The sequence below is a fragment of the Colwellia sp. Bg11-12 genome (assembly GCF_014076955.1).
In the GTDB taxonomy this organism is placed as follows: domain Bacteria; phylum Pseudomonadota; class Gammaproteobacteria; order Enterobacterales; family Alteromonadaceae; genus Colwellia_A.
This window is the reverse complement of record NZ_JACGUZ010000077.1, coordinates 55,205-70,304: the sequence shown is the minus strand read 5'-3', so window position 1 is coordinate 70,304 and position 15,100 is coordinate 55,205. Positions and strand designations below refer to the sequence as shown.

The 15,100-nt window shown below is 39.3% G+C and carries 11 protein-coding genes; 10 read left to right on the top strand and 1 reads right to left on the bottom strand.

Annotation, left to right across the window (positions count from 1 at the left end; all coding sequences use genetic code 11):
- The first annotated feature begins 140 nt into the window (after positions 1-140).
- The 8 genes from sdhC (at position 141) to sucD (ending at position 10,089) form a co-directional block, all read left to right on the top strand.
- Positions 141-515: a succinate dehydrogenase, cytochrome b556 subunit gene (sdhC, locus tag H4J39_RS14210; RefSeq protein WP_182229070.1), complete on the top strand. Its 375-nt coding sequence runs from the start codon at positions 141-143 to the stop codon at positions 513-515.
- Positions 509-856: a succinate dehydrogenase, hydrophobic membrane anchor protein gene (gene sdhD / locus H4J39_RS14205; protein ID WP_182229069.1), complete on the top strand. Its 348-nt coding sequence runs from the start codon at positions 509-511 to the stop codon at positions 854-856. Before sdhC ends, sdhD begins: the two co-directional genes overlap by 7 nt.
- Complete coding sequence (gene sdhA, locus H4J39_RS14200) at positions 857-2,629, top strand: succinate dehydrogenase flavoprotein subunit (protein ID WP_182229068.1); 1,773 nt, start codon at positions 857-859, stop codon at positions 2,627-2,629.
- Between the two features lie 11 nt (positions 2,630-2,640).
- A complete protein-coding gene (locus H4J39_RS14195; protein WP_182229067.1) occupies positions 2,641-3,351 on the top strand; it encodes a succinate dehydrogenase iron-sulfur subunit in 711 nt (236 codons plus the stop codon).
- Between the two features lie 161 nt (positions 3,352-3,512).
- Complete coding sequence (locus tag H4J39_RS14190) at positions 3,513-6,320, top strand: 2-oxoglutarate dehydrogenase E1 component (RefSeq protein WP_182229066.1); 2,808 nt, start codon at positions 3,513-3,515, stop codon at positions 6,318-6,320.
- 19 nt (positions 6,321-6,339) lie between these two features.
- Entirely contained in the window at positions 6,340-7,854 is a 1,515-nt protein-coding gene (gene odhB, locus H4J39_RS14185; RefSeq protein ID WP_182229065.1) for a 2-oxoglutarate dehydrogenase complex dihydrolipoyllysine-residue succinyltransferase, read from the top strand.
- A gap of 196 nt (positions 7,855-8,050) precedes the next feature.
- Positions 8,051-9,217: an ADP-forming succinate--CoA ligase subunit beta gene (sucC, locus tag H4J39_RS14180; protein ID WP_182229064.1), complete on the top strand. Its 1,167-nt coding sequence runs from the start codon at positions 8,051-8,053 to the stop codon at positions 9,215-9,217.
- Positions 9,217-10,089 carry a succinate--CoA ligase subunit alpha gene (gene sucD / locus H4J39_RS14175; protein WP_182182097.1) on the top strand — a complete coding sequence of 291 codons (873 nt, stop codon included), beginning with the start codon at positions 9,217-9,219 and terminating at the stop codon, positions 10,087-10,089. The genes sucC and sucD overlap by 1 nt, the downstream gene beginning before the upstream one ends.
- A gap of 56 nt (positions 10,090-10,145) precedes the next feature.
- On the opposite strand, the gene H4J39_RS14170 is transcribed toward sucD, so the two are convergent.
- The gene (locus tag H4J39_RS14170; RefSeq protein WP_182229063.1) at positions 10,146-10,721 is read right to left on the bottom strand and encodes a hypothetical protein; all 576 of its coding nucleotides are present in this window, start codon (positions 10,719-10,721) and stop codon (positions 10,146-10,148) included.
- Positions 10,722-11,986: 1,265 nt separating this feature from the next.
- Here H4J39_RS14170 and H4J39_RS14165 point away from each other — a divergent pair.
- Positions 11,987-12,691 (top strand): porin, encoded by a 705-nt coding sequence (locus tag H4J39_RS14165; RefSeq protein ID WP_182229062.1) that lies wholly within the window; start codon positions 11,987-11,989, stop codon positions 12,689-12,691.
- A gap of 278 nt (positions 12,692-12,969) precedes the next feature.
- Positions 12,970-14,949, top strand: coding sequence for a hypothetical protein (locus H4J39_RS14160; RefSeq protein ID WP_182229061.1), 1,980 nt, complete (start codon positions 12,970-12,972; stop codon positions 14,947-14,949).
- Positions 14,950-15,100: the final 151 nt, after the last annotated feature.

The following is a 15,100-nucleotide window of genomic DNA, read 5'->3' as shown; positions in this document are numbered from 1 at the left end:
TATTTGTTTGTTATTTTATTAATATACAAATATAAACTGAGATCACTAGGGGATTGTTCAATTAAGGGTAAATATGTTTAGTTATCTCATTGGGCAATAGTAAAAAAGTTGAAGACTCAAAAAACTCTTTAGGCGAAATTGTGAAAAAACAACGTCCTGTAAACCTAGATCTGACTACAATCAAAATGCATCCTTCGGCAAACGCCTCGATATTGCACCGTGTTTCTGGTGTCATTATGGTATTTGCTATTGGTATTTTATTGTGGACACTTTCATTATCTCTATCTTCCGCTGAAGGATTTGCTCAAATTCAAGCATTTCTTGATGGCTTCCTATTCAAATTCATTTTGTTTGGTATAATCTCTGCGTTAACCTTCCATATATTAATGGGTGTTCGTCACTTATTCATGGACTCAGGCTATTTTGAAGAATTAGCTTCAGGTAATGCCAGTGCTAAATTTGCTATGGCTCTTTGGTTTGTATTAACTGTAGTAGTAGGAGTATGGTTATGGTAAGTAACATTGCTACTGTAGGCCGAAATGGCGTACATGATTATATGCTCGTAAGAGCCAGTGCTATAATCTTAACAATATATACATTAATAATTGCTGGCTTTTTTGTGGTTACCCCAGAAGTTACTTTTGAAACATGGCATGGCTTTTTTAGCCTAATGTCAGTGAAAATTGCAACATTGCTTGCTCTTTTATCACTTGTTGTACATGCGTGGATTGGTATTTGGCAAGTATTGTCGGATTACATCAAACCAGCATACTTACGTGGGTCATTACAATTTCTCTTTTCTGTTACTTTATTAGTCTACCTTGTGGCAGGCTTTTTAATTGTGTGGGGTGTATAAGTGAGCGTTCCAATTCGTGAATTTGACGCTATAGTCATTGGCGCCGGTGGTGCAGGTATGCGCGCTGCATTAGCTATTTCTGAATCAGGCAAATCTTGTGCCTTGATTTCAAAAGTTTTTCCTACTCGTTCTCATACAGTATCGGCACAAGGTGGTATCACCGTTGCGCTAGGTAATGCGCATGAAGATCACTGGGAACAACACATGTACGATACCGTTAAAGGTTCTGATTATATCGGCGACCAAGACGCTATTGAGTACATGTGTAAAACAGGTCCTGAATCTATTATCGAACTAGAGAATATGGGTTTACCTTTCTCTCGTACCGAAGAAGGTAAGATTTATCAACGTCCTTTTGGCGGCCAATCTAAAAACTTTGGTGGTGAACAAGCTGCACGTACTGCAGCCGCAGCCGATCGTACCGGCCATGCTTTATTACATTGTTTGTACCAACAAAACGTTAAAAATAAAACTAACGTCTATTCAGAATGGTATGCGCTAGATTTAGTTAAAAACAGTGACGGTGCTATTGTTGGTACAACCGCTATTTGTATAGAAACAGGCGAGATTGTTTACTTTAAAGCCCGTGCAACAGTACTTGCTACTGGTGGTGCTGGTCGTATCTATGCATCAACAACTAATGCTCACATCAATACTGGTGACGGTGTTGGCATGGCAGTTCGTGCTGGCATACAGATGCAAGACATGGAAATGTGGCAGTTCCATCCAACGGGAATAGCCGGTGCAGGTACGCTTGTTACTGAAGGTTGTCGTGGTGAAGGTGGTTACCTACTAAACAAAGACGGCGAACGTTTCATGGAACGTTACGCGCCCAATGCTAAAGATTTAGCAGGTCGTGACGTAGTTGCTCGTTCTATGATGACAGAGATCCGCGAAGGTCGTGGTTTTGACGGTCCTATGGGCCCGCATCTTAAGCTTAAACTTGATCATTTAGGCCGTGAAACGCTTGAAAAACGTTTACCAGGTGTTTGTGATTTATCGAAAACATTTGCTCACGTAGATCCAGCAGTAGAACCTATTCCAGTTATACCAACCTGTCATTATCAGATGGGTGGTGTACCTTGTAACGTTAATGGTCAAGCGATTAACTTTAACCCAGAAACGGGTAAAGAAACTATCGTTGAAGGATTATTTGCCGTTGGTGAAATTGCTTGTGTCTCTGTTCATGGTGCAAACCGCTTAGGTGGTAATTCTCTCCTTGATTTAGTGGTCTTTGGCCGTGCAGCGGGTAATTTCTTAGGCACTTACTTAAATGATACGCAAAGTGGAAAAGATGCCTCTGAGTCTGACTTAGAAGCTTCATTAGCACGTACTAATCGTTGGGAGTCATCTGTAAAAGGTGGTGAAAGTCCAACTAAAATACGTAAAGACTTGCAAAAATGTATGCAATTTAACTTCTCGGTATTCCGTGAAGGTGAGGCTATGGCCGAAGGCATGAAAGAGTTGACGGATATCCGTGAACGTCTTCAGCATGCTAGCCTCGATGATAAGTCTTCAGAATTTAACACACAACGTATCGAGTGTTTAGAATTAGACAACTTGATGGAAACGGCTTTTTGTACAGCTAAAGCAGCTAACTTCCGTACGGAATCTCGTGGTGCACATGCCCGTCAAGATTTCACTGAACGTGATGATGAGAACTGGTTATGCCACTCTATCTACACGCCAGAAACAGAAGACATGACAAAACGTTCTGTAAATATGAAACCTATTCATCGTGAAGCTTTCCCACCGAAAGCTCGTGTATATTAAGGAGCATTGCAATGAAACAAATTTTTTCGATTTATCGTTACAACCCTGATGTTGATAATGCACCTTACATGAAAGATTATGAGCTGGATATTCCAGAAGGCTCAGATATGATGGTACTTGATGCACTTATTTTGCTAAAAGAGGAAGATACTACTATCTCTTTCCGTCGTTCATGTCGTGAAGGTGTATGTGGCTCTGATGGTATGAACATCAATGGTAAAAACGGTTTAGCTTGTATTACACCATTATCTGCTGTACCAGCAAAGAAAATTGTATTGCGTCCCTTACCTGGTTTACCAGTAGTTCGTGATTTAGTTATTGATATGACTCAGTTTTATAATCAATATGAAAAAATCAAACCATTTTTAATTAATGATGGTAAAAACCCACCAGCACGAGAGCATCTTCAGTCTATTGAAGAGCGCGAAAAGCTTGATGGTTTATACGAGTGTATTTTATGTGCTTGTTGTTCAACTTCTTGTCCGTCTTTCTGGTGGAACCCAGATAAATTTGTTGGACCAGCTGGTTTGTTACATGCTTATCGTTTCTTAATCGATAGCCGTGATACTGCAACAGAAGAGCGTTTAGATGGATTACAAGATGCTTACAGTGTATTTCGCTGCCATGGCATTATGAACTGTGTGGATGTTTGTCCTAAAGGATTAAACCCAACGAAAGCTATCGGCCATATTAAGTCGATGTTGATTTCTCGCGCAGTATAAACTTAAATGACAGAGTGTTGGTTTTAATTTATCTAGCACTCTGAAATTTTAAAAACAGGAATAATCGTCATTAGCAGATGATAATTAGCTAAAAGTCTAATTGACTTGCTAGTGATAATTATTTATTTTTTTATTGCTTTTATCCCATAAAGGAACAGGCAATGCCCGAAGGTACAATGAAGGCTTGGTTAGAGTCTTCTCATTTAAGTGGCGCTAATGCTACTTACATTGAAGAATTATACGAATCTTATTTGGATAACTCCCAATCTGTTTCTACAGAATGGCGGGTCTTATTCCAACAACTTCCAAAAATTGAAGGTGCTGACTTAGAGTTCAGGCACTCTGAAATCCGCAACGAATTTAAAGAATTAGCTAAGCAATCCCACAAAACTGTTGTTGTTTCTGGTAGTAGTGATGCCAAACAAGTTAAAGTTTTACAGCTAATTAATGCTTTTCGTTTTCGCGGACATCAAAATGCCAACCTTGACCCATTAGGTTTGTGGAAACGAGATAAGGTACGCGACTTACAACTGTCGCATCATGAACTTTCAGAAAATGACTTTGATACAGAGTTCAATGTCGGTTCCTTTGCTACTTCTCAAGATGCGATGAAGTTAGGTGATCTGTATAAAGCCCTTAAAACCACTTATTGTGGTTCTATCGGTGCTGAGTATATGCACATTACGGATACCGATGAAAAACGTTGGATACAACAACGTTTAGAGTCTGTTCAGTCGCAAGCAAAATTCTCTGTTGAACAAAAAGAAGAGATTCTGAAAGGTCTCATTGCTGCCGACGGTATTTGTAAATACCTTGGGGCTAAGTTTCCAGGCGCTAAACGTTTCTCCCTTGAAGGTGGTGATGCGTTAATACCTATGCTGAAAGAGCTTATTTCTCGTGCTGGTACGCAAGGCACCAAAGAAGTTGTTATTGGTATGGCTCATCGAGGCCGTTTAAATGTCTTAGTTAACGTGATGGGTAAAAATCCGTCGAAGTTATTTGACGAATTTGGCGGTAAACACGATGAAATTTTATCATCAGGCGATGTTAAATATCACCAAGGTTATTCATCAGACTTTGTAACACCCGGCGGCAACGTTCATTTGGCTTTGGCATTTAATCCATCGCATCTAGAAATTGTTAACCCTGTCGTTATGGGCTCAGTTCGTGCCCGTCAAGACAGACGTGGTGATAAAGTGGGTGATACGGTTCTTCCCGTTACCATTCATGGTGATGCAGCGATTGCTGGCCAAGGTGTGGTTCAAGAAACCTTTAACATGTCACAAGCACGTGCATTTAAAGTGGGCGGAACGATACGTATCGTTATCAATAATCAGGTAGGTTTTACAACGTCTAATCCTGAAGATACGCGCAGTGGTGAATATTGTACTGAAATAGCAAAAATGGTTTCAGCGCCAATACTTCATGTTAATGGTGATGACCCAGAAGCCGTTATCTTGGCAACACAAATTGCCCTCGATTATCGCAACGAATTTAAACGTGACGTGGTAATTGATCTTGTTTGTTATCGACGTCATGGCCACAACGAAGCTGATGAGCCAAGTGCTACGCAGCCTTTGATGTACAAAAAAATTAAAAAACATCCAACTCCTCGTCAGTTATACGCTCAGCGACTTGACAAGGAAGGTTCAATTAACCTCGAACAGTCGAATGAATTATCGATGTATTATCGTAAGTTACTTGACGAAGGCCAATGTACCGTTGAGCAATGGCGACCAATGACTGAACATTCAGTCGATTGGTCACCATACATCGGTCATAACTGGGATGATGATTACGAGAAAGAAATTTCTGTTGAGAAGTTAAAAGAACTTGCTGGGACAATATCAACATATCCAGAATCTCATCCAGTGCAGGGTCGTGTGAAGAAAATATACGACGACCGTGTTAAAATGGCATCGGGAGAGAAATTACTCGATTGGGGCATGGCTGAGAATTTAGCTTATGCATCTGTTGTTGACCTTGGTAAGCGTGTTCGTATTACCGGACAAGACTCTGGCCGTGGTACTTTTTTCCACCGCCACGCTGTCTTACATAACCAAGAAGATTCAAGCAAATATTTACCTTTAAAAAATATTCGTGAAGGTCAAGGTCCATTTGATATCCATGACTCAGTATTGTCTGAAGTATCAGTGGTCGCTTTTGAATACGGTTATACCACAGCAGAACCTGCCGGTTTAACTATTTGGGAAGCACAATTTGGCGACTTTGCTAACTGTGCACAAGTAGTATTTGACCAATTTATTAGTTCTGGTGAGCAAAAGTGGGGTCGCTTGTGTGGTCTAACTATGTTGTTACCACATGGCTATGAAGGTCAAGGTCCAGAACATTCATCAGCACGTTTAGAGCGTTTTTTACAACTCTGTGCTGATCACAATATGCAAGTTTGTGTGCCATCAACACCTGCGCAAGTATTTAACATGCTTCGTCGTCAAGTGGTACGTCCGATGCGTCGTCCTTTAATTGTTATGTCACCTAAATCATTATTACGACATCCTTTAGCTGTTTCTTCATTAGAAGAGCTATCGACAGGTGTTTTCCATAATGTTATTGGTGAAGTTGACGATATCGACCCTAAAAAAGTTGAACGTGTTGTATTTTGTAGTGGTAAGGTTTACTACGAATTACTTGACCAGCGTCGCAAGAGTGAGCAAGACAATGTTGTCATCATTCGAATCGAACAACTGTATCCATTTCCAGAAGAAGAGCTACAAGCAGAGTTGGCGAAATACCAGCATGTGAAGCAATTCGTTTGGTGCCAGGAAGAGCCGCAAAACCAAGGTGCATGGTATTGTTCACAGCATCATTTTCGAGCGGCAATACCTGAAGGTACTTATTTGACATATGCAGGTCGCAAGGCTTCTGCAGCACCAGCTGTAGGTTATATGTCTGTCCATGTAAAAGAACAACAAGCGCTAGTCAATGACGCGCTATCTGTTGAAGACTAGTGAGTAAGGAATAAAATAAATGACCACCGAAATTAAGGTTCCCGTTTTACCTGAATCTGTTGCTGACGCAACCGTAGCTACTTGGCATGTACAAGTAGGTGATAAAGTTTCACGTGACCAAGTATTAGTAGATATTGAAACTGACAAAGTCGTGCTTGAAGTACAAGCCGTCGTTGATGGTGTGATCACTGAGATTTCTCAAGCTGAAGGCGCAACAGTATTAGGCGAGCAAGTTATTGCTATCCTTACTGAAGGCGATGCATCAGCTGAGAAATCAGCTCCTGCAGCTGCAAAGCCAGCCGCAGATGAAAAGCCTGCAGCAGCTGAAAAATCAGCTCCTGCTCCAGCGGCAACAGCAGTAAAAGTTATCGACATTATTGTACCTGTTTTACCTGAGTCTGTTGCTGATGCAACGGTTGCTACTTGGCATGTTGCGGAAGGCGATACGGTTTCTGTTGACCAAAACTTGGTTGATATTGAAACGGATAAAGTGGTACTTGAAGTTGTTGCTCAAGACAATGGCGTGATTGGTAAAATCATCCATGTTGAAGGCGATACGGTATTAGGTTCACAAGTTATTGGTCAACTAAATGCGGGGGCAACAACTAGCGCTCCTGCTGCAACTGCAGAAGAAGCAATAAGCTCTGACGAATTAGCGAGTCCTTCAGTACGTCGTTTAATGACGGAAAAAGGCTTAACTGCTGCTGATGTTTCAGGTACAGGTAAAGGCGGACGCATCTCTAAAGAAGATGTTGAAGCGGCTATGAATAAACCTGCTGCTGCACCTGTAGCAAAAGCTGCGGCTCCGGCTCCTGTTGTTCAAGATCTAGGTGAACGTACTCAAAAGCGTGTGCCAATGACACGTTTACGTAAAACGATTGCGAAGCGTCTATTAGAAGCTAAAAACTCAACAGCAATGCTAACGACGTTTAACGAAGTTAACATGAAGCCAATCATGGATCTTCGTAAACAATACAAAGATTTGTTCGAGAAAACACATGATACACGTTTAGGTTTTATGTCGTTTTATGTTAAAGCTGTTACTGAAGCATTGAAACGCTTCCCAGCGGTAAATGCTTCAATCGATGGCGATGATATTGTTTATCATAACTTTTTTGATATATCTATTGCTGTTTCTACACCACGTGGCTTAGTTACACCTGTTTTACGTGATGCTGACCAATTAGGTATGGCCGCTATTGAAAATGGTATCCGTGGCTTAGCAATCAAAGGTCGTGACGGTAAACTTTCAATTGAAGATATGACAGGTGGTAATTTTACGATTACTAACGGTGGTGTTTTTGGTTCATTACTTTCAACACCAATCTTAAATTTACCGCAAGCGGCTATTTTAGGAATGCATAAAATCCAAGACAGACCAATGGCTGTTAACGGAAAAGTTGAAATACTCCCTATGATGTACTTAGCACTTTCTTATGACCATCGTTTAATTGATGGTAAAGAATCTGTTGGTTTCTTAGTGGCAATTAAAGACTTGTTAGAAGATCCAACTCGTCTACTTCTTGATATTTAATTGAGAATAATTAACCTTTCGATTTAGACTATAGTATTAGCTCTAGGGACTTTGTTCCTTAGAGCTTTTATATTATAATCCATCGACTTTTTTCGATGATAGCAACTTTTTATTTATATATATGATTAAGACTTTTACTTATATTTATAATTAAGAACAGCTGTCATTATCATTCACAGATAAATGGAAATACACCATGAATTTGCATGAGTATCAAGCGAAACAATTATTCGCTGAATATGGTTTACCAGTTTCTGAAGGTTTCGCTTGCGATACACCTCAGGAAGCGGCAGAAGCGGCTGATAAAATCGGCGGCACTATGTGGGTTGTTAAAACTCAAGTACACGCGGGCGGCCGTGGTAAAGCGGGCGGCGTTAAGTTAGTTAAAACTAAGCAAGAAATTAAAGACTTCGCTCAAAACTGGTTAGGTAAGAACTTAGTGACTTACCAAACTGACGCAAACGGTCAGCCAGTAGCAAAAATTTTAGTAGAAAGCTGTACAGATATTGCTAACGAATTATACCTTGGTGCTGTTGTTGACCGCGCAAGTCGTAAAGTAGTATTCATGGCCTCTACTGAAGGCGGTGTTGATATCGAGAAGATTGCTGAAGAGACTCCTGAGTTAATTCATCAAGCTGAAATCGATCCACTTGTTGGCGCTCAACCTTACCAAGCACGTGAATTAGGCTTCAAGTTAGGTTTAAACCCAACGCAAATGAAGCAATTTGTTAAGATCTTTTTAGGTCTTGCAAAAATGTTTGAAGATTTCGATTTCGCTTTATTAGAAATTAACCCGTTAGTTATTACTGACGAAGGTAATCTTCACTGTTTAGATGGCAAAATTGGTATCGATGGTAATGCTTTATACCGTCAACCTAAAATGCGCGCGTTCCACGATCCATCTCAAGAAGATGAACGTGAAGCTCATGCAGCACGCTTTGAATTAAACTACGTAGCCTTAGACGGTAACGTTGGTTGTATGGTTAACGGTGCAGGCCTAGCAATGGGTACTATGGATATCGTAAATCTACACGGCGGCAAGCCAGCTAACTTCTTAGATGTTGGCGGCGGAGCGACGAAAGAACGTGTTTCTGAAGCATTCAAAATCATTCTTTCTGACGACAATGTTAAAGCTGTTTTAGTTAACATCTTTGGCGGTATCGTACGTTGTGACATGATTGCTGAAGGTATTATTGGCGCGGTTAAAGAAGTAGGCGTTAAAGTACCAGTTGTAGTACGTTTAGAAGGTACTAATGCTGAATTAGGTCGTGAAGTTCTTAAAAACTCTGGCTTAGATATCATTGCTGCTGAGTCATTAACTGATGCAGCGACAAAAGTTGTAGCAGCTGCGGAGGGCAAATAATGTCTATCTTAATTAACAAAGATACTAAAGTAATCTGTCAAGGTTTCACTGGTGGTCAAGGTACATTCCATTCAGAACAAGCACTTGAGTACGGTACACAAATGGTTGGTGGCGTAAGCCCAGGTAAAGGCGGTCAAACGCATTTAGGCCTACCAGTATTTAATACAGTACGTGAAGCAGTAGCAGCAACTGGCGCAACAGCAACAGTTATTTACGTTCCAGCTCCGTTTTGTAAAGATGCAATTTTAGAAGCTATTGATGCGGGCATTACACTTATCGTTACGATTACTGAAGGTATTCCAACTTTAGATATGGTTGACGTTAAAGCTAAGCTTGATCAATCTGGCGTTCGTATGATCGGTCCTAACTGTCCTGGCGTTATTACTCCAGGCGAAACTAAGATTGGTATCATGCCTGGTCATATCCATTTACCAGGTAAAGTAGGTATTGTTTCACGTTCTGGTACGCTTACGTACGAAGCCGTTAAGCAAACAACTGATGCTGGTTTTGGCCAATCTACTTGTGTAGGTATTGGTGGCGACCCTATCCCAGGCACTAACTTCATCGACGTATTGGAAATGTTCCAAAACGATCCACAAACTGAAGCAATCGTAATGATTGGTGAAATTGGCGGAACTGCTGAAGAAGAAGCTGCGGAATACATCAAAGCACACGTTACTAAACCTGTTGTATCTTACATTGCTGGTGTTACTGCACCAGAAGGTAAGCGTATGGGTCACGCTGGCGCGATTATCGCCGGTGGTAAAGGTACTGCTGATGAAAAATTTGCAGCATTAGAAGCGGCTGGTGTTAAAACTGTTCGTTCTTTAGCTGATATCGGCGTAGCACTTAAAGAGAAAACAGGTTGGTAATCAGCTTTTGATTGCAAACTGTTATTCTTAATGAAAACCCGCTTTTAGCGGGTTTTTTATTGATGGCAAAAAGCTCTTAGAATCCCTGAACCACAATAGCAATATTCATCCATTTTAGTTATTTTTATGGATTCACTGTAAACTGTAGGTAAATAGAAAGAGGCTTTAGAATTAATTCTATCAAGCTCAATTTGAAAATTTTCTGGTAATAATTCAAACTTCACTTTTTCAGCTTTATCTAATAACAAGGCATATTCCTTGATATTTTTATTCTTAATTAAAGATAGATGTTTCCCTGGAAGGTATTTACCCTCAATCATATTTTTTATTGAATTATCAGGTAAAAAATTTATTTCTTTTAGATCTTCATTTGGTGAGATACAGATCAAATCATTATTTTCTTTCTTTACAACTGCATGAGCGATCAAGCGAAGTATTACATTGCCTAACAGGCTAAACTTCCAACCGAATTGAACTTCTCCTTGATGGTTGGCTATATAACTACGAACATTTTCTAAACATTCATCTTTAATTGAATTTGGATGGGTTATGACTTTAATTTTTCTAATCTTAACGTAGCCTAATTTTTTTCTTATATCTGAGCTAATTGAATTAGGTATGTAAAATTTCATTTTCTTCCTAATTGAAGTGAATTATTAGTTCGTTTTTATATATATCAATTGGGGATGATTTTGTGTAATTCAATACATTTGGGTAGCATACATTTTAATCTATATTTTGATAGTCATTGCTGTAGACAAATTAGGTGGACACTTTCCCAAAATTGATAGGCTCGAAATTAGAAGGACGCCCACTCTAACTTAACTGCTTGGAGTTTTATTTTTCTGTCTGGCGTCGGGGTGCCGACGACACCCAGAGCGAGGCTGACGCCGGCCTCCCTCTGGACTCCCTCGGCTCTGCTGCATTAAACGTGTTTCCTCCATGACGTCCAATATTCTAGACGTACCAGTGCTGATGGCACATCCATGTGCCAACAGCACTTTGTTCATCATCCCTGATGAACATACGTGAATATTACCTTTCATTTCGGAACTTGATTCAAGCAGACTTGGTGCGCGTTGGTAGGGTGGGGGGAGCTACCGTCATTCCGTAAGTCTCTTGTACGGAATCTAGTCCAGTAAAACGGTGAACCTTGAATAAATAGTGTCAGGGTAAAATTAATTAGCGTACGTTATTCATGCATTATCGCTGTGGTGACGACACCCAAGAAGAAAAGCATACTGCCTCCACTCTAACCTTCTGCTCTGGACTCCCTCGGCGCTACTACATTAAACTTGTTTCCTCCATGACGTCTAATATTCTTCGACGTACCAGTGCTGATGGCACATCCGTGTGCCAACAGCACTTTCACTGGCATCCATGCCAGTGATACGTGAATATTAGCCATCATTCCGGCGTTTAATGAAGCAGATTTGGTGTTTGGTTCTTCTGTAGTTAATATATACTCATTTGTGTTTTTTTCGTTAGTCATCACGACTAGTCCAACAAACTCCAGTTCCCTCACAGCAACGGAGACTTAATTTAGATAAGTGCAATATTTATCGAAGCAATGGATGGCTATAACTAACGCCGCGCAGGGACGAGCATTCGTTAGGTATAGATAACGGCAAAAATTAAAATTAATATTTCAGTTTTAGCTTAGCAGGGCGCTTCTGGGATTGGAAAGGGGAGCGTTCGTTCCCCTTTCTGTACCATCGCCACCGCGATGCCAAACAGTTAATCAAACTCCAAGCATTGCTGTTTTTTAGCCGTATACCTTCTTACAATTTCTCACGTTCCCGCTACATTTAATCAACAAAACCCATAAGGAAACGAACGTAACAACACTTTACTATTCCCTTATAAACTACAAACACAAAAATTGGGAATTAACATTATGAACAAATCACTTATTAGCATCGCGTTACTTTTAGCATCATCAACTGTTTTTGCAGAAACAGAATACCCTGAAAATCGCGTATTACGACCATTAACATTAACAGATGGCACAATTTCTGTTGGTGGGGCATTAGCATGGGGCGAAGAAAAAGATCAGAGGCATGTAGCATTAAATCTAAATGCTGCTTATGGTTTAACCGATAACCTAACCGTTGGCTTAGGTGGCCTTAATTACCGTTTTTTAGCTCGTCAGGATAATGATAAAGGTTTAGAGTTAGCCGTAGGCTTAGGTATTAGAGGTTATCAAGAGTCAACAATTAACGGTGATTCTGTTGCTTATGGCGCTGATTTAAATGGTAAATATGTCTTTGATAAAAACCTCGCCTTAATTTTCTCTGTGGGCTACGTAAAGTGGGATGAAGAAAAACTCAAAAATAAAGATGAATATCGTTATTCGGTAGGTTTACAAACTAATATAGCAAAAGATTGGACCGCGACGGCGAATTACACTTACCGTGATTTAAAAGATTTCAATCAAAGCGGCGCAAATGAAATCAGTGTGGGTGTTAATTATGCCCTTTCTAAGAATACAGATATTGGTTTCTTTACAGGCTATTCCGACTTCGATGCGCAAGAAAATGGTTATAAACTTGATAATAGTTATGATCGTTTTGTTGGTATTTATACTACCTATCGCTTCTAAAATACTGTATTTTTTAGCCCATGAAATCAAGCGCAATATAGCTGCATAAAAGTTAAGTCAGTTTCAAATCATTAATATCTAAACATTGAGTTTGTTATATAACACGCTACCTATAAATCACGATATTGTTTACTTTTTTATATCATTGTGCAAAAAAGTAACTTTACTATTAACAGCAATTTAATCATGTGTTAACCTTCTCGCCTTATCGAAGGGAGTTCAATAAGGCGAGAAGGTTAATGTGTCTTTCCCTTCTAAATTTTAAAAGGAAAATTAAATTGAAGTATGTAAACCTCGTATTGATAACCACTTCTTTATGTTTGTTAACAGCATGTTTAGAAGTTGAAGACGATAGTAATTCAGATGTAGCACAAGCCATTCAGGCGCAAAATGAAATTCTTAGTGGCACTAATCCTACAACGGCTGAAAATTCAACCGTTGCATTAACGGGCTTAATTGTTAATGCTGTTGACAATACCGAAGTCTCTGCAGCCAATATTACCGTGATTGCAGCGGATGTTGTTATTCAGGAAAACCTTGTTTTTACGGGGGGCGAATTTAAGATTGAAAACCTTCCATCTAGCTCTGACATTACGCTTATAATATCAAGCAGTGATAACCGTTTTTTATCCCGCACATTCTTTATGAATACCGGCTATTCAAACAGTGTTAATACGCCAAATGACTATGGCACATTAATCGTTTCAGAAGCTACAGATGTGCAAGTTACTGTTATGAACAATACGACAGGTCTACCGCTGCCAACCTTAGAATTTATCGCATATTCTCATTCTGGTAACAGTTCAAGAGCTAACAAGTATAAGCATGTTTCAGTTTATGATGCGGTGAACGGTGTTTATAACATCACGTTACCAAAATTCATCAATACCGGGATAAGAGCTAACTTAGATCTCAACGGAGATGGCGAAGTAGACTTTATTCCTGAATCTAACAATTTGCAGGATAACGATTTATATTACCCATCTGCCAATAAGCAAGAGTCATTAACTATATATGTTGAAGACAAAATGCCATTAGCTGAAGTTGAGTATCGCATAACACTTATTGATGAAAGTGCTAACACTATTTTAGGGGCAGATCTTACAGTAACAGGTTCAGATGGAGAGAAATCTACCTCTACTTATGATGAATTAACTGAGCAATATGTTTTATCTGCAAAATTTGCTAATTCTTCAACGATAGAAATACCTTCTTTCACTGCTAATGATGTCGTTTATCGAAGTAGTTCTGTACAATTAAATCTTGATGATATTGAAACTTTAACAGTATATGTTTCTGGTACTTCAGGAAATAATTATTATAATATCCCGTATTCAAATGTTGTTGAGTTGGCTGTAATGCCAAGAGTGCTCGATAACGGCTCTTCTGCTTTAGAAGTGATCGCAGTTGCTAATAAAGTAGACTTTGTTGATCATAGCTTTAGCGTGTTTTATTCACAGCCAATTACGGTATCTGCAAGCAGTCTTTCATTAACAAATACTTCTGGTTTTACAGTAATAAAAGGCAATGATGACTCAAATGATATCGTTTTAGCAGGGACTACTATTGTAAGTGGTAATGTAGATATCCCTGTAACATTCGAAACAAGTTTAAACGATACAAAATTAACGGTTACACCAGTTAGTACGTTAACTTCAGGGCAAGATTATAATTATGAGGTTAATTCTTTAGCTGTGAAAGCGACTGACAAATTAGTTGATGTTAATGGTGATTCCCTTTCATTTTCTATTGAAGATAACAGTGATACTTTTGATATTAATGACATTCGTCTAGATAATAATAACTATAAGACTAATGGAGTAATTATAACTCCAACTAATTCAGCGGGCGACTCGTCTAGTCCATACAATTACAATCGTGATGCTTATTTGTACTTACCTACAAGTATTAACGCTTTACAAACGCTTTCACTGCGTAGTGTTTCTATAACTCAAGACGGCGTAAACTCTAATTCAATAAGAGACTTTAACCTTGTCAAAAATGGTAACCCTTATAATGCGTATGCTATAGGATTAGTGCAATTAGCGGAAAACGAAACTTTAATTCGTGATAATCTAAACATAAGTATCGAAATTGGTAGCGCTCAACTTGATAGTCAAAAAGTTTATCGCACTAGTACAAACGAATATATGTCTGACAATTTGGTTGGTTCTGAAAACAGCATAACGTTTGAATATGCCTATGAAACTAAAGCTGGTGTTGTCGCTACAGGCACCCTAACTATCCCTGTGCAATAAATCACGTTTGAAAGTGTCTAATATCAAGTGTTTAAGTGAGGATATATATCCTCACTTAAAACGTTACACTATTCAGTAAAATGAATGATGGCGTTCACTTATTATCAAAACCCGCTGATCTGCGGGTTTTTTATTGTTTTTAATCCCCCAT

What these genes read in the sequence shown, in the direction of transcription:
- sdhD (WP_182229069.1), top strand. Translation starts at nt 509, where the DNA reads ATGGTAAGTAACATTGCTACTGTAGGCCGAAATGGCGTACATGATTAT.
- odhB (WP_182229065.1), top strand. Translation starts at nt 6,340, where the DNA reads ATGACCACCGAAATTAAGGTTCCCGTTTTACCTGAATCTGTTGCTGAC.
- sucC (WP_182229064.1), top strand. Translation starts at nt 8,051, where the DNA reads ATGAATTTGCATGAGTATCAAGCGAAACAATTATTCGCTGAATATGGT.
- H4J39_RS14195 (WP_182229067.1), top strand. Translation starts at nt 2,641, where the DNA reads ATGAAACAAATTTTTTCGATTTATCGTTACAACCCTGATGTTGATAAT.
- H4J39_RS14165 (WP_182229062.1), top strand. Translation starts at nt 11,987, where the DNA reads ATGAACAAATCACTTATTAGCATCGCGTTACTTTTAGCATCATCAACT.
- H4J39_RS14190 (WP_182229066.1), top strand. Translation starts at nt 3,513, where the DNA reads ATGCCCGAAGGTACAATGAAGGCTTGGTTAGAGTCTTCTCATTTAAGT.
- H4J39_RS14170 (WP_182229063.1), bottom strand. Translation starts at nt 10,721, where the DNA reads ATGAAATTTTACATACCTAATTCAATTAGCTCAGATATAAGAAAAAAA.
- sucD (WP_182182097.1), top strand. Translation starts at nt 9,217, where the DNA reads ATGTCTATCTTAATTAACAAAGATACTAAAGTAATCTGTCAAGGTTTC.